The organism is Micromonospora polyrhachis, assembly GCF_014203835.1.
Lineage (GTDB): Bacteria > Actinomycetota > Actinomycetes > Mycobacteriales > Micromonosporaceae > Micromonospora_H > Micromonospora_H polyrhachis.
On record NZ_JACHJW010000001.1, the window covers coordinates 1,096,981 to 1,121,643 of the forward strand.

19 protein-coding genes are annotated in these 24,663 nt (G+C 69.9%); 10 read left to right on the forward strand and 9 right to left on the reverse strand.

Features of this window, described 5'->3' with window-relative positions:
- On the reverse strand, positions 1 to 312 hold the full coding sequence (locus tag FHR38_RS04195) for a hypothetical protein (protein ID WP_184532936.1): 312 nt from the start codon (positions 310 to 312) through the stop codon (positions 1 to 3).
- Positions 313 to 581: 269 nt separating this feature from the next.
- Here FHR38_RS04195 and FHR38_RS04200 point away from each other — a divergent pair, with 269 nt between their 5' ends.
- From FHR38_RS04200 to FHR38_RS04215, 4 genes are all read left to right on the forward strand, one after another.
- The gene (locus FHR38_RS04200) at positions 582 to 1,157 is read left to right on the forward strand and encodes a hypothetical protein (protein ID WP_184532938.1); all 576 of its coding nucleotides are present in this window, start codon (positions 582 to 584) and stop codon (positions 1,155 to 1,157) included.
- A complete protein-coding gene (locus FHR38_RS31930) occupies positions 1,154 to 1,804 on the forward strand; it encodes an SUKH-4 family immunity protein (protein ID WP_184532940.1) in 651 nt (216 codons plus the stop codon). The genes FHR38_RS04200 and FHR38_RS31930 overlap by 4 nt, the downstream gene beginning before the upstream one ends.
- A 773-nt stretch (positions 1,805 to 2,577) precedes the next feature.
- The gene (locus FHR38_RS04210; protein WP_184532942.1) at positions 2,578 to 3,123 is read left to right on the forward strand and encodes a hypothetical protein; all 546 of its coding nucleotides are present in this window, start codon (positions 2,578 to 2,580) and stop codon (positions 3,121 to 3,123) included.
- The gene (locus FHR38_RS04215; protein ID WP_184532944.1) at positions 3,120 to 4,775 is read left to right on the forward strand and encodes a right-handed parallel beta-helix repeat-containing protein; all 1,656 of its coding nucleotides are present in this window, start codon (positions 3,120 to 3,122) and stop codon (positions 4,773 to 4,775) included. Before FHR38_RS04210 ends, FHR38_RS04215 begins: the two co-directional genes overlap by 4 nt.
- An 81-nt stretch (positions 4,776 to 4,856) precedes the next feature.
- Here FHR38_RS04215 and FHR38_RS32765 read toward each other — a convergent pair whose 3' ends face one another.
- The 3 genes from FHR38_RS32765 to eccCa are packed head-to-tail and all read right to left on the reverse strand — an operon-like array spanning position 4,857 to position 12,760.
- The gene (locus tag FHR38_RS32765) at positions 4,857 to 6,941 is read right to left on the reverse strand and encodes a WXG100 family type VII secretion target (RefSeq protein WP_184532946.1); all 2,085 of its coding nucleotides are present in this window, start codon (positions 6,939 to 6,941) and stop codon (positions 4,857 to 4,859) included.
- Positions 6,931 to 8,784, reverse strand: a complete 1,854-nt coding sequence (locus FHR38_RS04225; protein ID WP_184532948.1) for a hypothetical protein — start codon at positions 8,782 to 8,784, stop codon at positions 6,931 to 6,933. The genes FHR38_RS32765 and FHR38_RS04225 overlap by 11 nt, the downstream gene beginning before the upstream one ends.
- A 31-nt stretch (positions 8,785 to 8,815) precedes the next feature.
- A complete protein-coding gene (gene eccCa, locus FHR38_RS04230; protein WP_184532949.1) occupies positions 8,816 to 12,760 on the reverse strand; it encodes a type VII secretion protein EccCa in 3,945 nt (1,314 codons plus the stop codon).
- 68 nt (positions 12,761 to 12,828) lie between these two features.
- On the opposite strand from eccCa, the gene eccD reads away from it, so the two are divergent.
- From eccD to FHR38_RS04250, 4 genes are all read left to right on the forward strand, one after another.
- On the forward strand, positions 12,829 to 14,199 hold the full coding sequence (eccD, locus tag FHR38_RS04235; RefSeq protein ID WP_184532951.1) for a type VII secretion integral membrane protein EccD: 1,371 nt from the start codon (positions 12,829 to 12,831) through the stop codon (positions 14,197 to 14,199).
- A 3-nt stretch (positions 14,200 to 14,202) separates the two neighbouring features.
- On the forward strand, positions 14,203 to 15,588 hold the full coding sequence (eccB, locus tag FHR38_RS04240; protein ID WP_184532953.1) for a type VII secretion protein EccB: 1,386 nt from the start codon (positions 14,203 to 14,205) through the stop codon (positions 15,586 to 15,588).
- A 120-nt stretch (positions 15,589 to 15,708) separates the two neighbouring features.
- A complete protein-coding gene (locus FHR38_RS04245) occupies positions 15,709 to 16,050 on the forward strand; it encodes a WXG100 family type VII secretion target (protein WP_184532955.1) in 342 nt (113 codons plus the stop codon).
- A 2-nt stretch (positions 16,051 to 16,052) separates the two neighbouring features.
- The gene (locus FHR38_RS04250) at positions 16,053 to 16,352 is read left to right on the forward strand and encodes a WXG100 family type VII secretion target (protein ID WP_184532957.1); all 300 of its coding nucleotides are present in this window, start codon (positions 16,053 to 16,055) and stop codon (positions 16,350 to 16,352) included.
- A 130-nt stretch (positions 16,353 to 16,482) separates the two neighbouring features.
- Here FHR38_RS04250 and FHR38_RS04255 read toward each other — a convergent pair whose 3' ends face one another.
- Positions 16,483 to 16,881, reverse strand: coding sequence for a YbaB/EbfC family nucleoid-associated protein (locus FHR38_RS04255; protein WP_184532959.1), 399 nt, complete (start codon positions 16,879 to 16,881; stop codon positions 16,483 to 16,485).
- A 58-nt stretch (positions 16,882 to 16,939) separates the two neighbouring features.
- Here FHR38_RS04255 and FHR38_RS04260 point away from each other — a divergent pair, with 58 nt between their 5' ends.
- A complete protein-coding gene (locus FHR38_RS04260; RefSeq protein WP_184532961.1) occupies positions 16,940 to 18,079 on the forward strand; it encodes a S8 family serine peptidase in 1,140 nt (379 codons plus the stop codon).
- Between the two features lie 88 nt (positions 18,080 to 18,167).
- On the opposite strand, the gene FHR38_RS04265 is transcribed toward FHR38_RS04260, so the two are convergent.
- Positions 18,168 to 18,974 (reverse strand): alpha/beta fold hydrolase, encoded by an 807-nt coding sequence (locus FHR38_RS04265; RefSeq protein ID WP_221449369.1) that lies wholly within the window; start codon positions 18,972 to 18,974, stop codon positions 18,168 to 18,170.
- A gap of 316 nt (positions 18,975 to 19,290) precedes the next feature.
- Between FHR38_RS04265 and FHR38_RS04270 the strand changes: the two genes are divergently transcribed.
- Positions 19,291 to 20,250 carry a sigma-70 family RNA polymerase sigma factor gene (locus FHR38_RS04270; protein WP_184532965.1) on the forward strand — a complete coding sequence of 320 codons (960 nt, stop codon included), beginning with the start codon at positions 19,291 to 19,293 and terminating at the stop codon, positions 20,248 to 20,250.
- Between the two features lie 8 nt (positions 20,251 to 20,258).
- On the opposite strand, the gene FHR38_RS04275 is transcribed toward FHR38_RS04270, so the two are convergent.
- The 3 genes from FHR38_RS04275 to abc-f form a co-directional block, all read right to left on the reverse strand.
- Positions 20,259 to 20,918, reverse strand: a complete 660-nt coding sequence (locus FHR38_RS04275) for a DedA family protein (protein ID WP_184532967.1) — start codon at positions 20,916 to 20,918, stop codon at positions 20,259 to 20,261.
- 253 nt (positions 20,919 to 21,171) lie between these two features.
- Positions 21,172 to 22,848, reverse strand: a complete 1,677-nt coding sequence (locus FHR38_RS04280) for an ABC-F family ATP-binding cassette domain-containing protein (protein WP_184532969.1) — start codon at positions 22,846 to 22,848, stop codon at positions 21,172 to 21,174.
- Positions 22,849 to 22,922: 74 nt separating this feature from the next.
- Positions 22,923 to 24,560, reverse strand: coding sequence for a ribosomal protection-like ABC-F family protein (gene abc-f / locus FHR38_RS04285; RefSeq protein WP_184532971.1), 1,638 nt, complete (start codon positions 24,558 to 24,560; stop codon positions 22,923 to 22,925).
- Positions 24,561 to 24,663 lie beyond the last annotated feature (103 nt).

Genomic DNA, 24,663 nt, shown 5'->3' on the forward strand with positions numbered 1-24,663 from the left:
TCAGTTGGTGAAGTAACGAGGATCGTCAGCCTCCGCGATAGAGGTCACCGCGGTCTCTACCGACTTTCCGAGTTCGCCCAGCCCAGCGGCGAGCTGCACGATGTTCGGCCGAAGCTGCGCACCGAAGTCCGTGTAGTTCTGCCGAAACCGCCGCCCGCTCTCGTCGTTTCCCCACAGCGGTGCCATCTGCTCTGTCCGGGCGACAAGCGATGCCGCGCTGGAGACGGTATCGTTCAGTGCCGTCAGGGAAGCCATCAGCCGATGTGCCGCCGTGAGCGCGCCGACAGGGTCTCGGAGATCTGATTCAGCCATCTCTGCTCCAAAATGGAGTAACAGCCGAGGGCCCTGCCATCGACGTCTGTTACGCCAAGGTACGACACGTCTGCCTTCCACGGAACCCCTGAGCGCCCCGCGACGAGTCACACGTACGACTCGGTTTCGTAACCACCACGACGCCTGCGCTCGCACCTGGTGATCGACAGCGCGGGTCGCGGCGGCGGGACAACTTCCGTTGGGTGCCGGTAACAGTGAAGATGTGCAGTGCCATGGTCCCAGTGAATCGAGATCAGCGGGAGGACACGATGCTGCGAGCACGATCACCGGAGGAGTGCCACCTCTACATGGGCCTGCACCCGTGCACATGCGGGGCCGAACGGTTCGCGTGGCAGCGGCACTACCTGATTCCCGGCGCAGAGCAGACCTCCGTGTACGAGGGGGAATGCCCAGGCTGCGGTGAGGCACGCGAGTTCCGCTTCGCCGTACCGGACACGCTGGCTCCGCCGTTCACCTTCGGCGGCGACGAGCCCTCTCAGGTCCTCGATCCGTACCAGTTTCTGACGCGCTACCATCTGACGACGCGTGTGGTGCCGAGCGACCCCGCTGTCCTGCCCGAGTCGCAGCGGGCGCGCTACTACGCCGAGCTGCGCACCGGGATCGCGGCGCTGCGGGAGGTGCTGAAGTTCATCCCCGCCGACGCGGCTGCCATGCCAGCTGACGCCTTCACCTCAGAAGCGGGGCGCGCGGCGTTCGAAGCCGACCCCGAGCAGTTCGCGCGGGAGCGGCTCGAAGGGTTGCTCGATTCGCATCAGGAGACGTTGGCCGCGTACCAGGCGGCGGTGCGGGGAACGACCCCGGGCCAGTCGCCAGCCTCGTCGTGATCACTCCGGAGCAGGCAGAGGCGATCGCCGACAAGTGGGCACACGCGCTCCACCCAGATTCCACCGTCCAACTGGAACGCTTCGACCTCGGCTTCGTGGCACGACGGACGCTGCCTGAGCTGGCCGGGGTCACCGGCATAGTCATGGACGCGCCCGCGACTATGATCATTGACGGGACCACCGGTGTCACGACGCCCTGCCCCAACGTCGATACGGCCTCGCTGGTGCGCCTCTATACCGCTCAGGCTGCGGCCAGAGACCGATTCTCCGCACCGTTGTTGGGCCTGCTGCGCATGGCGGGCTGGCAGCCCGGCCGCGAGATGGGTGGCATCGCCGACGCGTGGTGGGCCCGCTGCGCGCCGGCCGGTGCCCCCTTCCCCGCCAGCGTACGAGCGGTCGTGTCCGAGTTCGGCGGAATCAACCTCCGGCCGGCGCGACTGTGGCTGGCACCGACCCCGGTCGACGTACCCGTCACATTCGTCCCGGTCGACGGTGGTGTCGCCGCCGGGGTCGGTGCCATCGGCGATCGGATCATCGCGGTCGACGAGCATGGCGGCATCCACCTGAGCCAGGACGGCACCGTCGAACGGGTGGGGGACACGTTCGACGCCGGACTGGCGCGGATGTTGAACCTTGCCGAGCGGTAGGCATCGCTGGAGTGGTGTCACGCATCCTTACGCGTGCCACAATCAGCCGCATGCAGAAACTGAGCTGCGTCGCGTGTGGACATACCGAGCATGGCGAGAGTTCATACTGCATGAATCCGAGCTGCGGTCAGCTGCTGCCCGTGCCGACCCGGGCCGCAGGCCAGCGCCCCACCCCCGCCGCACAGACGCGGTCTGTCGATGCCACCAAGACGGTCAAGGTGCGACCGGCCGAGCCGGCGAACGGAGCGCCGACCGAACCCGCATCGACACAACCAACCGAGCCCTGGACGGCGAAGCTGACCACGCTGGCGAAGGGGAGACTGACGAAGCGAGCAAAGACGGTCGCCACTGACCCAGCGACCAGCGCACCGCCTGGATCGGTCACCACCACGACCGACGAGCCTGAGCATCCGGCACCGGCACCGGCAGTGCCGAACGACTCAGGGACAAGGCAGGAGGCGAAGTCAGGCTCCGTGATGTCGTCGCGGCCGGTGCCCACCGAACTTGCGGCAGCGGATATCGCCAAAGCAGAAGAATCCGAGCCCACGCAAACCACCGAGCCGCGATCCGCCCTAGCTACGGACTCGACGATCGTGGAGCCGCTGCCTGCGGAGCCCACCGCACCCGCATCCGCAGAAGCGGCGCAGTCGTCGCCCGGGAGGCCAGCCAAGGCGCCGGACAAGCCCGTAAAGGCACCGACCGAGCTGCTGAAGCCGCCCCCCGAGCCGGTCAAGGCATCTGCTGATCCAAGGAAGGTGATCGACTCACCGCCGATGGCGACAACCGCCGCCCCGTCGAAGCCCGACGTCCCTGCGAAGATCGCACCACCCGCGCCACCGCCGGCCCAGCCGGTACCCGCCCCACCAAAGGCAGGCGATGCCGTCGCCTCCGTGATGAGGGCCCGACGGCTACTGCTCGGCGGCGCAGCACTGCTGGTGCTGATCGCCATCGCTGTCGCGTTCACCCGGGGTGTCGCCACACCCGAGGCGAAGTCGACCTCCCCTTCGGATTTGCCGCAGGCATCCCAGGCCACCGACCGTGCCCCGGAAATCACCAATATCCAGGACGAGCGGATCGCCGTGACGCTCACCTTCGTCGACCGTAGCGAGGGGGTCGCCGCCTTCTATGTCGTGGGCGGTCCCACCGGTCGGCAAGCGACGACGCTCGCCGAGGCACCGCGCGCATCGACATCCGTACGCGTCAACGCGGTCAATCCCGATGTCGACTACTGTTTCGTCGTGGTAGCTGTGCTATCGGTGGACAAGGTTGCTCCTTCGGTGCAGGTCTGCACCTCGCGATTCGGGACGGCGAAGCCATGACGACGTACTTCGTGTCGGCCGACCAGGCCGGTGCCTACCCCCGGATCAGCGACGCGCTGGCCATGGCCGGGCCGGGTGACCAGATCGTGGTCGGCCCCGGCGAATACCGGGAGAACCTGACACTGATCTCCCGGTCAGTTGCCATCGTGGCCGCCGAGCCCGACACCGTGACCCTGATCGCGCCAGACGGCCAGCGCCCGGCGGTGCAGTGCGAACGCAGCACAGTCGAGCTACGCCAACTGCGCATCGTCGCGGTCGACGCCGCTGCGGTGAGCGCAACGGACACGAAGCTCACCATGGCGGGTTGTGAGTGCTCGGCCGCCTCGGGCGCGGGCATCCAGCTCGGTGCCCGTACCGAGTTCGACCTCGACGGCTGCAAGGTCGTCGGTGCCCAGCTCGGCATCCAACTCGACGACTGCGCGGGCTCGATTTCCAACTGTACGGTGACGCAGATCGTCTCCGACGGCATCCTGGTCCGTTCGGCCGACCCGACCCTGCGAAACTGCCTGATCACCGATGCCGGCTATCGCGGTGTCTACGTGTACGACTACTCCCGCCCGACGCTGGAGAACTGCACCATCTCCCGTACGGGCGACATCGGTGTCGCCGTCGTCCAGGAGAGCAACGTGGTGTTGCGCCGGTGCCGGATCTCCGAGGCGGTCGGGGTGGGCATCAGCGTCGGTCCGGACTGCGGCGGCCAGATCACCGGCTGCACCGTCGAGCAGACCGCAGCACCCGGCATCCTGCTGGCCCCGGGCAGCCGGGTCGAGATGCAGGAGGCCGGCCGCCCGGCGGCCCGCGCCGAGCCGGTGACGATGCGTGCTCAGGACACGGTGCGCTCCGAGGAGCTGCTCGGCGAACTCGACGCGCTGGTCGGCCTGCCCGGTGTGAAGGCCGAGGTGCACGCCATCATCGACGAGTTGCAGGTCAACGAATGGCGACGCCGGGGTGGCCTGACCGTCGCTGCATCGACCAACCATCTGATCTTCGCGGGCTCCCCGGGCACCGGTAAGACCACGGTGGCCCGCATCTACGGAAAGCTGCTGGCCGCGCTGGGCATCCTGCCGCGTGGCGAGTTCGTCGAGGTGGCCCGGCGGGACCTGGTGGGTCAGTATCTCGGCCACACGGCGGAGAAGACGGCGGCAGCCTTCGAGAAGGCACTGGGCGGCGTGCTCTTCATCGACGAGGCGTACACGCTGTCCCGGTCGTTCGGGTCCGGCGGCGACTTCGGCCAGGAAGCCATCGACACGCTGGTCAAACTGATGGAGGACCACAGGCACGAAATCGCCGTGATCGCCGCCGGCTACACCGGCGAGATGGTGGAATTCCTGGACGCCAACCCTGGCCTCGCCTCCCGGTTCAACAAGACCATCGTCTTCGAGGACTACTCCCCACAGGAACTGGTCAACATCCTCGCCACCATGGCCGAGGCGCATGAATACCGGCTCTCCGACGAGTTGCACGCCTCGATCGGCGGCTACTTCGCGGCGATGTCCAAGGACCGCAACTTCGGCAACGCCCGCGAGGCGCGCAAGCTCTTCGACGGCATCCGCAAGGCCCAGGCGCAGCGGCTCCGGCAGCTACGCCGCGTCCCCAGCGGTGACGAGTTGCAGTTGCTCATCCTCGACGATTTGGCCGCCGTCATCGCGTAGCCAGCTCTGGCCGGTTCTCCACCGGTCAGAGCCACACCCTCGGCCGGTGGTCGCCCGACCGAGGGTTTCTTCTCGGACTACTTAAACCGCACCCGGTGTGGGCCGCACCTGCTGCTGCCGGGGTGCCTGCGCGGGCTCCTGCTCGGGGGTCCAACTCTCGGTCTCCACCTTGACGACCTTCGGCTGGTCGCGACGCTGATCCCGAGTTCGTCCACTGAGCGCGGACGGGCCGTTGCCCGTGTCCTGGTCGACGAGGCGCGGCCCACCACGGCGTACGGCACGCGGCGGCTGACCGCCTCCGCCGCTACCAGCAGCGGCACCCGGGTTCATGCCGCCCATCGGTGGCATGAACGGCATACCGCCGCCCCCGCCGCCGTCACCCGGGGCAAGGTTGGCCGCCTTTGGCCCGACGGTCAACGGGGTCTCCGGATCGGTGCCGTTGGCGGCGATCGGCAGCAAGCTCGTCTGGTCGTTACCACCGGGCCCCGGACCGGTCAGGCCTCCGCCTCGGCCCGGCAGTGTCACGCCACCGCCACCACCCGGGTTGGCGGAGAGCGAAGACGGTGTCCGGGTCCGACCGGTCAGGCTCGGCACATCCGGGCTCGTCGACGACCGGCCTGGAAGGGTGGGGATGACTCCGGGCGTGAGGGGGGTGGCTCCCGGACCGCTGAGCCCCGGGAGGTCATTCGCGCCTGGCAAGGTAGGACGAGTCAGTTCAGGCACCCCTGCCGGCATGGCGGTCGGGCCACCCGGCAACTGCGGCGATCCGGCGAGTGGATTCGCACCAAGCGACGGCGTGGGCAGTTGGGGAGTAGCGAGTTTCGGAGTCTGACTGGGGTTCGGAATCTGATTGGGGTTCAGGTTGGGAAGCGTGGGTTTGGCGAGGTTGGGGTTGGGAAGCGTGGGCTTGGGAAGATTGGAGTTGGGAAGGTTGGGCTTGGGGAGGTTGGGGTTAGCGTTTGGATTCTGCTTCGGACCGCCCGGCGGAGTGGACGGCCCAGGACCGGGACCAGCACCGGGACCAGCACCGGGACCGCCACCTGGGCCCGGACCTGGGGTAGCGAGCGCTCCCGCTATGATCAACCCTTCGTAGGGGCCGGTCTTTTTCCACTCGGAATTCTCACTCAACGCGGTGGAGAGTGTCCCGCCAATCTCGCGAAGCCTTCTGGCATGCTTGTCCATGGAGCTATGCACAGCATCGTTGTAAGACTTTCGGACGTCATCGGCCGAAACCCAGTTGGGGGTAGATTGATGACCCGATAGATCATCCATCATTTGTTGGTGACTTTTGGTAATTCTGTCGATATCGGCGGAGAGATCGTCGGCGACATCATTGGTTTCACTGCGAGCTTTCTCGATGGAAGCAGCGACTCTCGCGACCCTTTCACTGGCATCTTCGAGGCTCTCTGCCCAGTTTCGCATAAGCGAAGACGTCTTTTCAGCGCTCATCTTGAACGCAGTGGCCGCATCCCCCTCCCAATCATTTGGACCCACCGCGTCTACAACATAACGCATGAACTGTTCCTGATTATCCCGCATGGAATTGCTAATATTTCCAAGTCGAATCCCAGCGTCCCGGACCGACTCCGGGTGAGACTTCATGATCAGATAGTACGCCTGGACGTAATCGTACTGATTCCAGTCCGTCTTTGGCGGCACACCGACGGCATCGACATTTCCGAAGGTGGCATAAGCGGCCGAACTGGTATACGTAAGCGAGTCTTCTTTGAACAAAGGGTTTTTATCCGCGAATCCCACCTCGGCATACTTGGCACCCATGCGCTCCATCAAGCGTTCGTCAAGCTTCTCGAACTGCTTGCGAGCCAATCTCTCGTTCTCGTCGTAGGTATCGGCAGCAAACTCGACTGCCTTCCGATACGACGCGAGTCCCTCCCTGAGCGCCCGCACAATCCCCACAAGGCCCTTGCTCTCGCCGCCAACCAAGGCGCCGACCGCGTTCGCGAAATGGTGGAGCTCGGCAAGTTCAGAATCACCCTTGATTCTCGCACCGAACTCGGTGATATCTCCGACAGTGCCTGGCAGACCGCCGCCGAGCGCCCTGTCGATGCGCCTGGTAAATCTGTCTTCAACTCCACCGATCCCTTTGGCGGTGGTCAGTAAACCCTTGTTGGAAGGTGCCTGGACCAAGTCTTTCTTATCGCCCATATGCTTCCCCCTCGGACATCGTTGGAACGGTCCCGGCGTTACGCTGTGCGGGGGTTTCAGCTTCGGTTCGCGACCTGCCGGCAGTGGCGGGCGCAGTGTGAGTACCAGTTCCCAACTCACCTCGACGGGGCGTCCGTGGTGCCCGGATTGGCGAACGCCGGTCCGGCTCGTCGGATGCGCCCACCCGGGTCGGGGCCTCGCGTCCGGAGAGGTGAGTCGGCGCGGCCTGGGACTTCGTGCCGCGACGGGCGGACGTGGTCCGGGAAGCCGGTGGGTCCGACTGTCCCCGGCCGTACAAGCCGGGAACCATGGGCGGCATGACGCCGTCGTTCTCCCGCGCCGCCGCCGCCAGATCCTTCCGCGAGCCAAGCGTGGGCTCCCGAGTGTCGGTGCCCTCGGGCGCGGCGAGTTGCCGTACCGGAGGGTCACGGTCCGGCATCCGCCCGAGGGCCGGCACCCCCTGCCCCGATCCGGAGAGGGCATAGCCGCCGGCCAACCCGCGACCGGGCGGGACGGGGCCGAGCACACCGCCGGGCCCGAGCAGCCCGCCCGGCCCCGGGGCGGTGGGCAGCACGGCTGGCGGGAGCGCGGTGACCGGTCGCGGGGTCAGCGGGACGATGCCCGTACCCGGTGTGCCGGACGGAAGCGCGGCGGGCCGGAAGGCTCCCAGCGGACCAACACCCGGACCGGTGGGGCCGCCTCCCAGACCCGGCGGAACGCCGCCCGGACCGGGACTGGGCCCGATGCCCGGCGGCGCGGTAGGACCGAGGCCGGGGGGCGCGGTGCCCGGCGGCTCATCGAGTCCCGCTTCCGTCAACGGACGAACACCCCCGGGCTCGTCGGCCGCCGTCGGACCGCCGCCGGCTGTGGCGAGGCCGAGTAGACCCTGATACGGCGTGGCTGGCTGCCACTCGCGGAGTGCTTCCACCAGCTCTCCGCTGAGCCGTACCGCGATTTCCCGGGCCTCCCGGTCCGCCGTGTCCTCGACGCCTTTGATCTGCTTCTGGACGCCCGCCTGCCCCAGCGGGGAGATGGCGACTGCCAGGTCGATCCGCATGCCCTCCAACGCCGTGTCCCGGCGACGGATGACAGCGCGAAGGTCGTCCTGGGCCGTGCTGAGCGCCTTGGCCGCCGCCTCGTACCCGACGGCCCGGCTCCTCGTGTTCGCCTGCCACCGCTCGGTCGAGTCCACCGTACGCGTGACGGACCGACGAAACTCCCGGCCCCCCTCGCCGTACCAGTGCAGGGTCTTTGCCCGCGCCGCCAAGAGGTCGCCGGCGAGGCCGATCGACGCGCCGGCCGCACGCCAGTCGGTGGCCAGCTTCTCGGCACGCTCCGGCCGGGCGCCGATGACGAGGGCGAAGATCTGGTCGGCGTCGAGTCCGGCCCAGTCGGTGCGCTGCGGGCCCGGCCGGGCGTACGGGTAGCGTCGGCGGCCGGTCGTCGAGCCGGTGACCTGCGCTGTCGTACCGTCGCCATAGGACGGACCGGCGATGTCACCGTCCCGCAGCGACTCCTGGATGCGGCGGAGTTGCCGGGCGGAGCTGTCCTCGATCCCCTCGTACCACTGGGACGCCAGCTCCGCGCCACGGGCGGTGCTGGCCATGCCGTCGACGAGATCGTCCGAGAACGCGCGGAGCGCCGTCAGGTCGGTCCCGGCCAGCTCCGCGAACCACTGCATCTCGGCGAAACCGGCCGGCTGGCCGAGCTGCGTGGCGACTGCGGTGGCGGCGTCGAGTCGTGCTCGGGCGTCGCCCGCGTAGGCCGTGCCGGCGCCCGCCACCGCATCGGCGAAGGTCCGCAGGCCGGCCGACTCCACCTCGAGCAGGTCACTGTCGCCCACAATCGGTGAGCGTAAACGGTGGTTCGACGCATCACAATGGGTTGTCCAACCACGCCAGTTGCACCAGCCGGGCACCTTCCTTGCGGGTCACCATCCAGGCCCGGCCGGGCGGCAGTGCGCTCGGCCGGACCCCGCCGAGTAGCGGTCCCTCGTTGCGGTCGCCGGACATGACGAGCCCGGGGGCGTTGAGGTCGCGCAGCCGGCCGAGAACCGGGTCGTACATCGCTCGGGAGGCACCGCCGCTGCGCCGGACGACCACGATGTGCAGCCCCACCTCGCGGGCCTGTGGCAGCAGGCTCTGTAGCGCCAGCAGGGGGTTTCCGTCGCCCGCGACGAGGTCGTAGTCGTCGACGAGGACCCACAGTTCGGCGCCGCTCCACCAGCTCCGGGCGCGCAACTGCTCCGGGCGGATGTCGGGGCCGGGCAACCGCTCGCGGAGGGCGAGTAGGGCGTCCTTGAGCAAGGCGGTGCCGTACTCGGCGGTGGTGGCGGAGGCCATCAGATACTGCTCCGGTACCGCACCGAGCAGGCTTCGCCGGTAGTCGATGGTGATAATGCGCGCCTGCTCCGGTGTGTACCGCTGCGCGATGCCGGCCGCCACCACACGCAGGAACGACGACTTGCCGCACTCGGTGTCACCGAAGACGATGAAGTGCGGGTCGCTGTCGGGGTCGATGAAGACCGGGCCCAGGTCGGCTTCCGCGATGCCGATCGGCAGGCCAGGTTGGTCGACGCCCAGCCGGGACACCTCGGCGAGGGGGATCTCCGCGGGCAGCAGCCGTACCGGCGGCGCGACCGGGCCGGACCACGCTGCCCGCACGGCGGCGACCGCCTCGCTCACGGCGGTGTCCGTCGAGGTGGCCGAGTTGAGCTGCGGGCGGCTGGCCAGGAACTGGTACGTCTCGGGTGTGATGCCGCGTCCCGGTGCCTGCGTGGGGACGTTGGCGGCGGCCCGGCGGCCGATGGTGGAGTCGGAGGGGTCACCGAGGCGCAGTTCGAGGCGGCTACCGAAGGCGTCCCGGATGGCCGGTCGCAGGTCGAACCAGCGGCTGCCGGTGATGACGAGGTGCACACCGTAGGCGAGGCCACGGTTGGCTACCTCGATCGCCTTCTGCTCCAGGTCGTCGAAGTCGTTGCGCAATGTCAGCATGCCGTCGATGACCAGCAGTACGTCGGCGCAGTTCGCGGTGCCGAACTCGCCGGCGGCCGCCCGACGGCGGAACGCCGCGATCGAGTCGATCTGGTGGTCGAGGAAGAACTTCTCCCGCTCGACCAGCAGGTTCACCACCTCCGCGACGACGCGGCGCACCAGGTCGGGGTCCTGCCGGCTGGCCACCGCCGACACGTGCGGCAGGTCGGCGAGGACGGCGAGACCACCACCACCGAAGTCGAGGCAGGCGAACTGCACCTGTGCGGGGGTGTGCGTCAGCGCCAGGCTCAGCACCAGCGTGCGCAGCAGGGTGCTCTTGCCGGACTGCGGTGCGCCGATGAAGGCGGCATGCCCCGCCGCGCCGGCGAGCTGCAGTCGCAGCGCTTCCCGACGCTGCTCGAACGGGCGGTCCACGACGCCGACCACCACGTCGAGCGTGCCCCGCAGGCTCGGGTCGACCGTGGTGAGACCGAGATCGGGGTCGGTGACCAGGTCACCGAGAAGGTCGTGGAGGGTGTCCGACTCGCTCAGCGGCGGCAGCCACACCTGGTGTGCGGGCACACCGTGACCGACCAACCGTTCGGTCACCAGGTCGAGTAGCGTCTCGCCGGTCACCTCGTCCGGCACCTCCTCGGGCTCCTCCTTGGCCTCGACCCGCTCGGTGGGCTCGGCCACGTACGCCGACGTGAAGGCCGTCACGGCGCTCTCCTCGGTGGTGAGGGCCACCGGTGCGGTGTGGCGGTAGACGCCGGAGACGTACGCCGCCCGGAACCGCTCCAGCGTGTCGCTGCCGTACTTGAGGAACCCGTGGCCGGGGGCGCGCGGCAGCTCGTACGCGTCAGCGACGCCGAGGACCGCCCGGCTCTCCATCGGGGAGAACGTCCGCAACCCGATCCGGTACGAGAGATGGGTGTCGAGGCCGCGCAGTCGGCCTTCCTCCAGCCGCTGGCTCGCGAGCAGAAGGTGCACGCCGAGCGATCGACCGAGCCGTCCGATCTGCACGAACATGTCGATGAAGTCCGGCTTGGCGGAGAGCAGTTCGCTGAACTCGTCGCAGACGATCAGCAGGCTGGGCACCGGGCCCAGCGGTGCGCCTGCCGCCCGCGCTCGCTCGTAGTCGCGCAGCGACGCGTAGTTGCCGGCCCGACGCAGCAGTTCCTGGCGGCGGACCAGTTCGCCGTTGATGGCGTCGGCCATACGGTCGACCAGCGGCAGCTCGTCGGAGAGGTTGGTGATGACGGCGCTGGTGTGCGGTAGCCGGTCGAGCTTGGTGAAGGTCGCGCCGCCCTTGAAGTCGATGAGGACGAAGTTCAGCACCTCGGGTGAGTGCGTGATGGCCAGCGCCAGCACCAGCGTGCGCAGCAGTTCGGACTTGCCCGAACCGGTGGCACCGATGAGCAGGCCGTGTGGGCCCATTCCGTCCTGCGCGGCTTCCTTGAGGTCGAGTTCGATCCGTTCTCCGTCCGACAGCACGCCGATCGGCACCCGCAGGCGCAACCGGTTGGGCCGTGGCTGCCAGGTGCGCGCCGGGTCGACCTGCTCCGGCCCGTCGAGGTCGAGCAGGTCGGTGAGCTCGTGGGTGTAGTTCATCGACTGCTCGGCCCCGCCGGACTGGGCCAGCCGCAGTGGGGCGAGTTGGTGGGCCAAGCTCTCCGCCACCACCAGCGGCATCTGGTCGCCTCGCCCGAGCACCTGCTCACCGCCGTGGGTTATCGCGGTCATGGTGCCGTCCGCTGCCAGGTCGAGCACGAGACACGAGCGGTCGGGATGGCGGGGCGGCTCGCCGCAGACGTGGACGACGGTGACCCCTTCGAGCCCGACGTCGGCGACGAGGTGGTCCGAGCCGGCGCTCTCGGCCCCGTCGATGACGGCCACCAGGTGCGGCCCCTCGAAGCTGACCTCGCTCGCGCCCGGATTGAACCGGGGCCGGGCCACGAGCAGGTCCTCCACCATCGCCTCCAGCGCCACCACGGACGGGGCGATCAGGCGCAGCGGCCCCAACGCGTCGGTCTGTGACGGATGCGCGGCGTGCGGCAGCCACTTGCACCATTCCCAGAGGTACCGCCGCTCGTCGCCGACACAGGCCGCGATCATCATGTCGTTGGGCGCGTGGCCGAAGGCCGCCTGCGCGACGAGGGCGCGAGCGACCGCCCGGGCCCGGTCCGGGTCGCCGCAGAGGTGGATGGTGGCGAAACCGTCGAGCGCCACGACCACCGGCAGATCGTCCACCTGCCGGTACGTGGTCAGGAACCGGCGCAACGCCCCGGCGCTGACCGGTTCGGCCTTCTCCACCGGGACGAACGGCGGTGCCACCAGTGGGGCGGTCAGCTCGCGCGGACCCAGACCGATGCGGATCTGCCCGAAGTCCTGGTCACCGGGGAGCCGCTCCCACAGGCGCGTGGTGTCCACCATCGACCAGAGCATGCCGGGGTCGATGTGCCGGAAGTACTCCGCCGCGCGCTGGACCCGGATGGCCTCGCGCACGTTGCGCCGTACCCCGGAAAGCTCGAACAGGTAGGCTCGCCGCAGCCGGTTCATTTCGCCCTTGCCGGCACCGGAGGCCCGGCCCAGCTGGCTGCCGACCATGCCGAGCATGGCCACCCCGAGCAGCCCGCCGGTGATGATGCGCAGCATGCCACCGGAGTTGCCGGCAAAGAGCAGCATCATCGCGGCCGCGCCCGCGACCATCGGCAGGATCATCACCAGACGTCCCGCGAGTCCACCCTCAGGGTCGGGGATCTCCGAGGGCGGCTCCAGCATGATGTCGCCGGCGGGGAACGGAGGCGCTGCTCGGCGCGACCGGCGCCTGCGGATTGTGGTCGCCACCGGGCCATAGTAGTGACGCGGAAACCCGTCTTGTCTAACGTGGACATCGATCGAGGGGAGACCGAGGAGTGCAGCAGACCGGACTGGCACGCATCATCGTCATCGCGCCGGATCGCCGGATGGAGATGACCGTGCCGGAGCATGTCCCACTTGCCGGGATATTGCCGACGTTACTGCGTCACGCGGGCCCGACACTGGCCGAAGACGGGGTGGAGCGGGGTGGCTGGATCCTGCGTCGGGTCGACGGACGCCGGCTCGACAGCGCTCAGTCGTTGGCCATGCAGGACGTGTTGGACGGGGAGACCCTGGTCCTGTCACCCAACGACGCGACCTGGCCGGAACCCGCGTTCGACGACGTCGCGGAGGCCATCGCGCACGGTGCCAGCGGGCTCGGCGCGCAGTGGTCGCCGCACGCGACGCTGCGGGTGAGTCGCGGGTTCGCCGCGGCTGTCGTCGTCGCCGGCGCGGCGGCACTCCTCACCGGGCCGGCGTCCCCGCAGGCCGGCACCCTCGCCCTCGTCGGCGCGGCGGTGCTGTTGGGGGCCGCGGCGTTCGCGGAGCGCGTTCTCCGCGACCCACGGACCGCCCGGGTGGCCGACGCTCTCACCCTGCTGTACGCGGTGGTGGGCGCACTGCTGCTGGGCTCCGACGGTGACACCGTCACGTTGAACGCGTGGTCGATCGCCGGCGCCGCCGGTGCGCTGCTGTTCGTGTCCCTGGTCGGCCAACTCCTGCTGCCGGGCGTGACGTACGTGGCCGGCAGCGCCCTCGCGGTCGGCGCTGGCGCGATCACCCTGCTCGCCGCGACCTCCCTGACGACGGTCGAGGGTGCCGCCGCGGTCGTCGTCGGGCTCGTCGTCCTGTCGCTGTTCGCGCTCCCGCGCCTGGCCATGAGCATCGGTGGTGTCCCGACACCAGCCGTCCCATCCATCACCGGGGAGGTCGAGGGTCCGCCGCCGCCGGCCGCCGAACTGTCCGGGGCGGTCCGCCGCTCCGACGAACTGTTGACCGGTCTACTGCTGGGCACGATGGCGGTGGTCGCCGCCGGTCTCGTCCTCCTCGCCGACGCGCACACCACCAGCGGGCTGCTGCTCGTCGGCGCGGTCACACTCATCTGTGCCCTGCGGGCCCGGGCCTTTGCCGCCTCGCGCCACCGGGTCGCGCTGATCAGCGCCGCCATCACCGGTCTACTCAGCCTCGTCTGGTACGCCTGGACCGGCCCGATGCGCGCGCCGGTGCCGACGGCCCTGCTCGTGACCGCGCTGCTCGTCCTGGCGTTGTCCGCGCTGGCGCTTGGTCACCGGCTGTCCCGCCGGGCGTTTCCGCCCCGCCTCGGTCGGCTCGGCGACCTGCTGTCCCTGGTGCTGACGGCGGCGGTCCCGGTGCTGGTCGGGCTCGTGCTGGGGCTGTTCGGCTTCTTCCGTGGGTTGGGAGGCTGAGGCATGCTCAGCCGGCGCGATCTCATCCAGTCGCAGCAGTACCTGACGCTTCGCCAGGTGAAGGCCCTGCTCGCCCATCGCCCCGACCCGCTGGACTGGGCGGGACGCCACGGTGCGGCAACCGCCTTCGCCGGGGTCATGATTCTGGTCATCGCCTTGGCCGCAGCCGCGGTGATCGGCCTCATCTTTCCGGGCGGCTCGAAGAAGTGGCAGAGCTGCGACAGCATCATCGTCGAGCGCGACACGGGTGCCACCTATGTCTGCGACGCGACCTCGCGGACCCTCTACCCGGTGGCGAACTTCGGCTCCGCCGCGCTGATCATGGGATCGAGCACCTCGGTCCGGATCGCCAGTGAGTCGCTGACCTGGCCGCGTGGGGCCCTGCTCGGACTTCCGGGCGCGCCCGACGAGCTGGTGTCCGCCAAGAAGTACCTCAGCGGCGCGTGGAGCCTGTGCTCGGTGTCGCGCTCCGGTGCCGCCGCGCGCGGTGGTCCCGCCACCATCATCCTGGCCGGTGCGCAACCGGCCGCCGCCCAGCCGGTCGACGAGCGCGCGGTGTTGCTCGTCGGACCCGACGGCACCCGTTATCTGTTGTGGTCCGGGCACCGCTATCCGATCCGCGAACCGGAGCACGTGCTGCCGGTGCTCGGTTTCGCCGCCCAGGACGGGTTGGCGGTGGCCGATGCCTGGCTCGCGCCGATCCCGCTGGGTGCCGCGCTCGGTCCGATCGACGTGTCCGACCGGGGCGCCCGGCTCTTCGGGTTTCCGCACGCCACGGTCGGCCAACTGGTGCGCCTGCCCGGCGGCGACGGCGCGGACCGCGTCTATCTCGTCCGTCGGGAGGGCCTACAGGAGGTGACCCCGCTGCAGCAGGCGCTGGTCCGCGGCGGTGGCACGCCGCCGGTGGCGCTCACCCCCGCCGCGCTCGGCGGCACGCCCATCGTCGCGCGGATGTCGCTGGCCGGATTCCCCCCGCCGGAGAAGGTACCCGCCTTCGTCCGTCCGCAGGAGGGGCTGCTCTGCGCGGCGATGCTCGCCGACACGGTCACGGTCACCGTCGACGGCACGCTCCCGTCCAGCGCCGCCGGTGTCCTCGCCCGGCGCGGCGCCGCCCAGGGGGTGCCGCTCGCCGACGCCGTGCTTGTAGCCCCCGGGCATGCGGTGCTGGCCCGCAGCATGGCCAGCCCCGGCGCGACCGGCGGGCCGCTCGTGCTGCTCACGGACGTGGGCGTACGCCATGCCTGCGCGAACGACCAGGTGCCGAAGATGCTCGGCTTCGCCGGCACGCCCGTGTTGTTGCCTGCCGCGCTGTTGGAACGGGTGGAGGAAGGCGTGGCGCTCGACCCGGCGCAGGCCAGGCTTGCGGTGCCGCCGCGACCGCGTGCGTGATCAACGGTCGTACGCTCGTGATCAACCGTCGCAAATGGACACTGTTGCGCATGTCGAAGTGCCGCTATCGTCTCAGCTGAGCGGTCGATACGCACCCCGCCGACACTAGAAGGAGGCGCGATGGCCATTACCCAGGTAACCCCCGACGAGCTCAATGCGGCAGCCAAGGCGGTCTCGAACAGCTGGCAGAAGCTGACCGGCATCCAGAGCGCTCTCAACAACAATCTTCAGCCGGTCCTGTACGGCGGCTCTTGGGTGGGTAGCGCACAGAACGCGTTCGCCCAGCTCCACGTGGACGTCAACAAGCAGCTCACGAGGCTGCTCGAGTCGCTGGACGACCTCGGAAATCGAGTCCGTGGCGCGGGTGGCAACTACGAGAGCGCCGAGCAGGAGAACCAGCGTGCCTTCACCACCGGGGTGGACGTTCGCGGCGGGCTGGCAACACGGCCAGGATTGGGGTAGGCATGATCCGCTATGAGTTCGACGAGATCGACCGTTGCGCCCAGGCCATGAACCAGGCCATCGCCGACACGCAGGCAGAGGTAGACGCACTCCGCAACCAGCTGAACGGCTTCCTCGCCGGCTGGGAGGGTGACGGTAACTACGCCTACGCGGACGCGAAGCGCGCCTGGGACGAGGCAGACACGGCACTGCGCGAGGTTTCTGCAGGGATCGCGCAAAAGGTCCAGGTGGTCAACAACGCCATGCGGGACAACGAGGGCGGTATCACCAAGACCTTCCGGGACTTCACGCCGATGGCCTGACCGAGAGGTTCGTTTCCACGCCGGCCGCGGCCATCCAGCCGCGGCCGCGTCGTGCCTGTCATGTCCTCTCCCGCTGTTGGCACGGCCCAACCCTGCTGGTAGTGCCGGTCACCCTGCTGGTAGTGCCCGGTCAGCGCTCGCGGAGTTGGTCGGTGAAGCCGCCGATGATGCCGTCGGCGTCGCGGTTGAGGTGCGCGTCGATGAGCTCTTCTGGCACGTAGTCCTTCAGTACCGTCCTGACGCGATCCTGCGCACCGTTGACGGCGACCTCGATCGTCTCCTCGATGGTGCGCGCCAGGTGGTCGGCGTCAGACTGACGATAGATGGCGGGATCGAGCACGAGCCGACGCAGCCGGCCCTCGGCACCGACGGTGGCCGTCACGAGCCGATCCGCCGACACCGCTGTCACCTCCAGCCGACCAAAGTCCTCGGTGATCTTGTGAAAGGCACCGGTGGCACGCTCGACCTGGCCTCGCAACCGCTCGGCGCGCGCGCGAAGTGCCTCAACCTCTTCCGGCGTGGGTGACATGCGGTCAGCCTACCCGGACGATGACACTGTGGACATGGATCGGGGATACCATGCGGGCGTGCGACGGAGTCTCGTCTGGGTGGTCGCGGCGCTTGCCGCGTTGTGGCCGCTGACCGCCCCCGGCCCTGCGGCCGCCGCCGAGCCCTGCTCCCGAGGCCGGGCTGAGGGCACCGGACCCGCCCCGGGTGTTCCCTGGGAGCGTCAGTGGCTCGACCTCGACCGGGTCTGGGCAATGACCGGCACGGCACCGTCGGTGCTGGTCGCGGTCGTCGACACCGGGGTCGACCGGCGACACCCGCAGTTGCGGGGGGGCACGGTGACCGGCACCGACCTTGTGGACGGGGGTGACGGCAGCACCGACTGCACCGGTCACGGCACGGCGATCGCCTCCCTCATCGGTGCCCGCCACGACCGGACGGTCGCCTTCGCGGGTATCGCCCCGCAGACCAGGATCCTTCCGGTACGGGTTGCCGAGCGCATCGACGACGACATGAACCCCCGGTTGGTGGCCGCCGGGGTGGACTGGGCGGTGTCAAGGGGCGCGCAGATCGTGGTCATGGCGTACACGCTGCCCGCCGACAGTCAGGCCCTCCGCGCCGCGGTCGCCCGCGCGGTGGCGCGTGGCGTCCTGGTCGTCGCCTCCGCCGGACTGGTCGCGAACGGCGACGGGCCACAGGGCCCACCCGTCCCGGCGATCTACCCGGGGGTCCTCGGGGTGAGCGCCGTCAACGGCACCGGCTCCACCCACGAGGGGACACTGCCCGGTTCGCACGTCGACCTTGCCGCGCCGGGCGCGGACGTCACCGCCGCCGCACCGGTACGCGGCCACACGAACTACTCAAGCCCCGACATGGCCGCCGCCATCACCGCCGGTGTCGCCGCGCTGGTGTGGGCCGACCATCGGGACGCCGACGCGGTCACGGTGGTGCGGCGCCTGACCGCCACCGCCGACCCGTCCCCGGGCGGCTGGGGCAGCCCGTCCTACGGTGCCGGCATCCTCAACCCGGTACGCGCCCTCAGCGAGCCGATCGCTACCGCCGAGAACCGGGCAGCCACCGGCTTCACCCCGGTGGCTGCCCCGACCGAACCAAACCGCGCGCCTGGCCTCCTGGTGGGTGTCGGCTTCGCCATCGCCGCACTGGGAGCGCTCGGCATCGGCATTCTCCGCCGCGCCCGCCGACGCGCGACCGTTGACTAGCCTGGCTGGTCGACACCCACCGCGGACCAACCTGGCTGGTCGACGCGCACCGCCCCGGGGACCTGATCGATCTCGTCCCGCCCCGGATTCAGCCCTGCCGCTCGTCGAGGAAGGCAAGGGTGGCCGCGGCGAACAGCGGCGACAGGAACAGGTTGTAGTGGGTGCAGCCGGGCAGGATAGCCAGTGCGTGGCCGCCCTTCGGTCGGTTCTCGCCCATCCAGCCGCCGTCGCGCTGGCCGCCGTCGAGCAGGGCGAAGATCTCGACGAAGTGGCCGGGCGGAGCCATGTCGGCGTCGCCGGCCACGATCAGGGTGGGCACCTGGAGGCCGCTGATCTCCTCGGTGAGGTCGAAGTCCTTCGCCATCGATGCACCGATCTTGTCCAGTAGCCGAGGGAAGTCCTCCGGGCGCGGCGCGACCCGCTGGTACAGCTCGTACATCGGGGTGCCCTGCATGAACTCGGCGGCGGCCGCGTTCATCTGGCCCTGCTGCCCACGGATCTCCGGGTAGACGGCGTCCGACCGGATGTACGCCGAGGCCGCGACGATCCGGCCGATCTTGCTCGGATACCGGGCCGCGACGCGCAACGCCACCCCACCGCCCAGCGAGTAGCCGACGACGTCCGGGCGGTCCAGCCCGAGGTGGTCGATCAGTGCCGCTACGTCGTCGGCCATGAACTCCGGCTCCAGCGGCCGGTCGATGTCCGCGGTGCGCCCGTGCCCTTGCAGGTCGACGGCGATCACCTGGTGACGCTCGGCCAGCGTGGGCAGGATCGGGCCGAACATCTCACCCGAGCCGAGCCCGCCGTGCAGCAGGATCAGGGGGCTGCCCGTACCGCGCGTCTCGTAGTACAGGTTGACGCCGTTGACCTCCGCGTACCGGCCCGTACCCTGCATGTCGCCGCTCCACTCCGTCATGACGGTGCTCCTATCTCGTTCGTTGTTGTTGTCATACCGTCAGACCCCGGGTCCTTCCGAAACTCATCGGCGGTGCGCCAAGAAATTTTCGGCAATCGTCTCTTGTGCCGTGGCCCCGGCACACGAGCCCGCGCTCTGCGGCGTCTGGGCGCACGACCCTGCCGGCCATGGAGATCCGCACCGAAGTCGGCCACGGCACCCCACCGAAAACGTCATCGAAGGATCGGCCCGGGAGGTCGTACGCGGCCGGACGGCGGGTCCGAGTTGCTCCTGGCGTGTCGGGTACGTTGAGCCGATGAGCGGCGTGACGATCGCGGCCGACGAGCCGGCTGAGCTGCGCCTGGAGGCATTCCGAGGCGAGCTGACCGGCTACTGCTACCGGATGCTCGGCTCGGCGTTCGAGGCCGAGGACGCCGTACAGGACACGATGGTCCGGGCCTGGCGCGGCCTCGGCCGGTTCGAGGGCCGGGCAGCGCTCCGGTCCTGGTTGTACCGGATCGCGACCAACGTCTGCCTCACCATGCTCGGCAGCGCGCAGCGGCGCGCCCGCCCGATGGATCTCGGCCCGGCCGGCTCCGCCCGGTCCGCACCCGGCCAGCCGCTGCCGGAGAAGGTGTGGGTGGGTCCCATCCCGGACGCGCTGGTCGCCGCCGGCGACCCGGCCGAGGTGGCCGTCGCCCGGGAGTCCATCCGGCTCGCCTTCGTCGCGGCGCTCCAGCACCTGCCGGCACGGCAGCGAGCGGTGCTGATCCTGCGGGATGTGCTCGCCTGGTCGGCCGCCGAGGTGGCCGAGCTCCTCGACACGTCGGTCGCCTCCGTCAACAGCGCCCTCCAGCGGGCCCGCGCCGCGCTGGCCGACGCCGACCTCGGTGGGGACACCCTGCGCCGGATGGACCCGGACCAGTCCGAGTTGCTGGAGCGCTACGTCAGGGCGTTCGAGGGGTACGACATCGCCGCGCTCACGTCACTGCTGCACGAGGACGTCACGCTGAACATGCCGCCGCTGCCGCTGTGGCTGCGCGGGCCCGCCGACATCCGGGAGTGGATGCTCGGCACCGGCTGCGGGTGCCGCGGCTCCCGCCTGGTGCCCACCGTGGTGAACGGAACGCCCGCGTTCGGCCAGTACCGCACGACCGGACCGTGGGCGCTCATCGTCCTGGAAATCTCGGCCGGCCGGATCCGCACGATCACCAACTTCCTCGACGTGGAGCGACTGTTCCCGCTGGTCGGCCTCCCGATGCGGTTCGAGGGCTGAATGCGGGCTCAGCCCCGCCCTGCTGTCACCAGTTCACGCTCGGAAGCCTCGACCCGGGCAGGCTCGGGATCGGCTGGTCGGGCCGCGGCTCGCCGCTTCTCCACGGCGGCGTACAGGCCGGCCAGGATCATGCCGATCACCAATCCGAACACGGTTCCCAGCAGCGGCGAGTCGGCGAAGGTGGCGCCGCCCAGCCGACCCAGGCCAATCGCGTACGCGGCCCAGGCCGTGCTCGCCAGTGCGGTGAACAGCCGGAACCGACCCAGCGCCAGGGACACCGATCCGGCCGTCACGGCGGTGGCGGTGCGCCCGTACGGGAGGAACCGGCCAACCAGGATGGCCACTCCCCCGTACCGCAGCAGCGCCCGTTCCGCCTTTCCCCTGGCCTCCGCCAGCCGGCCGTTCGCCACGTGGAAGCCCGCCTTCCGGCCGAGCAGATACGAGATCCGGTCACCGGCGATCCCGCCGGCGACCACAGCCGTGGCCAGTGCGACGAGGTTCGGTGAGCCGGTCGCCGACATCGCGCCCAGGCCGATCACCATGACCTCGGACGGCATGACCGGGATGAACCCGTCGATCGTGACGGCCACGAAGACGATCAGGTAGAGCCACGGTGAGGAGAGCAACGGCATCAGGTGGTCCAGCATCGTCGTTGTCCCCTCCTCCATCGGTTGGCTGCCGTCAACGCTACGGATCCTGACGGCGCCACACGATAGTGCGAGCCCGTCGATTGGGGGTGGGGACAGCACCACCCCCGGGTCACGCCGGAACGTAGCGAACTCCCCCACAGAACGCGTAGCTACGCCGCAGGCAGCACCTTCCTCAAGAACGCCGGTGCGGGGATCTACACCGCCCAGATCGGGACCGATAGGCCGCTCACGGGCAGACCCAAAGCGGGTTCAGATCCTGGTGGGCACATGTTCAGGTGCCGCGTAGCTGGATCTCGCGGCCGGGCCACCTGGAACGCAGCCAGCGGTCATGGCTGGCTACCACCACCGCGCCGGGGCTGCCGCCAAGGGCGTCCTCCAACTCGTCGCAGAGTCGGGGCGAGAGGTGGTTGGTGGGCTCGTCGAGCAGCAGCAGGTCGGGTGGGTCGGCCACCAGCAGGGCCAGGGCGAGCCGGCGCCGCTGGCCGACCGACAGCTCGCCGATCGGTCGACGCGCGTCGTGGGCGGTGAGCAGGCCGAGGTCGTCCAGCGGTACCGCGTCGGCACGCGGATGTCCCAGCACGTCGGCGTAGATTTCCTCACCGGTGCGCGCGAGCCGGTCGAACACCGTGTCCTGCGTCAATGTGCCGATGCGTAGATCGGGGCGACGCCGGATCTGACCGGCCGGCTCGAGCCGGCCGGCGAGGACGGCGAGGAGCGTGGACTTGCCCGCACCGTTGGCCCCAGTGACCAGTAGCCGGTCGGTGGCGGTGAGGTCGAGACGGTCGAGGGTGAGTCGGCCGGGTATCCGCACCTGACGCAGGCTGACGACGGGCGCGTCGGTGGCGGCGGTCGAAATGGTGCTGGTGGTGGCGGCGAGCACGGTGGCGGCGAGCATGCTGGTGCTGGTGGTGGCGGCGAGCACGGTGGGACGAAACCGCAGCGGTTCGGGTGGCGACGGGACGGCGGTGCGTTCGAGTTCGTCGAGCCGGCGGCTGGCGGCGCGTACCCGTCGGGCGATCTGGTTCTGCACCCGGCCGGCGGTGTGGCCGTATCCCATCTTCTCGTTGTCGCGCCGGTCGCGCCCCGGCGCGACCTCGTGCGCGGTCACCGCGATCTGCCTGCGTAGCTCGGCCAGTTCCTCCTGCTGTTCGGCATGACGTCGGTACCAGCGCTCCCGCTCGTTGCGCTGGTGCTCCACATAGTCGCGGTAGGTACCGCCGAAGCGGACCGGGCCGGCGACGGCGGGGTCGAGGTCGATCAGGTCGGTACAGACCGCGTCGAGGAAGGCCCGATCGTGGCTGGCTACGACGACGGTTCCGGGCAGGTCGCGCAACTGCTGTTCGAGAAAGGCCGCTGCGGCGTCGTCGAGGTGGTTGGTGGGCTCGTCGAGCAGCAGCGCCGAGGGGAGGCGGATGAGCAGGGCGGCGAGCGCAAGGCGGCCGCGCTGGCCGCCGGAGAGCGCGGCGAGCGCCCGTTCCGGTGCCACATCACCGAGGCCGAGTGCCGCGAGGACCAGGCCAGCGTGTCGCTCGGCGTCCCAGGCATCGATGTCCTGGGCACGGTCGAGCAGGTCACCGTACTCGGCGAGCAGCCGTTCGTGGTCGGGTGTGTCCTCGGCGGTGCGGGCGAGTTGGTCGGCGAGCCGATCGAGGGTGGCGAGGACGGACCGGGCCTCGCGCAGGGCGTCGTCGCGCACCTGTGCCACGGTCGCGGTCGGGTCGTAGAGAGCTTCCTGCGGCAGGTAGCCAAGGTCTGCTGGACGGACGACGGTGCCGGCGTCCGGTTCGTCCGCACCGGCGAGCAGCCGGAGCAGGGTGGATTTGCCGGTGCCGTTCTCGCCGATCAGGCCGATACGGCGACCGGGGGCTGCGGTGAGGGAGACCCCATCCAGCACGCGGCGGCCGCCGAGGGTACGGACGAGGTCGTGAGCGAGCAGTGCTTCGGGCATGGAGGGTCACCTCGGGGTGCTCCGGGCCACCGGCCGTGCCGGCCGCTGGCCCAGAGCGGGACGGAGTCGGTGGTTCAGGCGTGGTCGGGTGCGGGAATCTCACGCAGGTGACCGCCGTCGAGGCGGAGCCACCGCTGCACACCGATATCGGTGAGGAACCGTTCATCGTGGCTGACCACCACGAACGCACCCCGATAGGCGGTAAGGGCGCTTTCCAGTTGGCCCACGCTGACCAGGTCGAGGTTGTTGGTGGGTTCGTCGAGCAGCAGCAGGTGGGGTGCCGGTTGGGCGTAGAGGACACAGGCGAGGGTGGCGCGCAGCCGTTCGCCGCCGGAGAGCACACCGGCCGGGAGATGGGCCCGGACACCGCGGAACAGGAACCGGGCGAGCAGGTTCATCCGTTGCGCCGGCGGCCGGTCGGGAGCGTACGCGGCGAAGTTCTCCGCCACCGTCCGGTCGAGATCCAGCAGGTCCAGGCGTTGCGACAGGTACGCGACGCGGCCGTCGGCGCGGTGCACCTGCCCGGCGTCCGGGGCGAGGTCACCCTGCAACAGGCGCAGCAGGGTGGACTTCCCGGCACCGTTGGGGCCGGTCAGCGCGATCCGCTCGGGTCCCCGGATGGTCAGGTCGACACCGTCGGTGGCGAAGACGGCCCGGTCGCCGTGGTGGACCTGCATCCGCTCGCCGGCAACCACCGTACGGCCGGCGGGGACGCTGGTGTCGGGCAGGTCCAGGGTCAGGGCCTGGTCGTCGCGCAGTGTCCGACTGGCCTCGTCGAGCCGGGCCTGGGCCTTGCCGACCCGGTCGGCGTGTGCCTGCTGTGCCCTGCCGGCCGACTCCTGGGCGCTGCGCTTGAGCCCACCGGCGACGATGCGGGCCAGGCCGGCGTTGCCGAGGTTGCGGGCCGCGTTGCTGGCGCGGCGTTCGGCTCGCTCGCGGGCCTGCTGCATCTCCCGCTTCTCCCGCTTCACATCCTGCTCGGCGCTGCGCACGGTCCGCTCCGCCGCCTCACGTGCCGCACGCACCGCCTCCTCGTACGCGGTGAAGTTCCCGCCGAACAGGCGCACCTCGACACGGTCGAGTTCGGCGACCCGGTCCATCCGGTCCAGCAGGGCCCGATCATGGCTGACCACCAGCAGACACCCGGACCAGCCCTCCAGTACCTCGTACAGCCGGTGCCGTGCGTCGATGTCGAGGTTGTTGGTCGGTTCATCCAGCAGCAGCACATCCGGACGCCTGAGCAGCTGCGCCGCCAGGCCGAGGGACACCACCTGCCCGCCGCTGAGCGTGTGCAGGTGGCGCTCCAACGCCACGTCACCGAGGCCCAGCCGGTCGAGTTCGGCGCGGCTACGCTCCTCCACGTCCCAGTCGTCGCCGACAGCCGTGAAGTGCTCCTCCGCCGCGTCACCCGCCTCGATGGCGCGCAGTGCCGCCAGTACCGCATCGATCCCGAGCACCTGCGCAACGGTCAGGTCACCGGCCAACGGCAGGTCCTGCGGCAGGTAGCCGAGGACACCCTCGACCGTCACGCTGCCACCCGTCGGAGTGAGGTCGCCCGCGATCAGGCGGAGCAGGGTCGTCTTGCCGGCGCCGTTCGAGGCGACCAGGCCCGTACGGCCGGGCGGCACGGTAAAGGACAGATCCCGGAAGACCGGAGTGTCGTCCGGCCAGGAAAAGGACAGGTTCGTACACACAATGCAGACGTCAGACATCGGGAGAAACCCTTGGGGAGAAAGCCGGGGACGCAACAGACACCCCGGTCAGGCAGACAGGGCTACGACAAGACAGGCCGCCGGCGGTGCAGGCCGGTAGGCG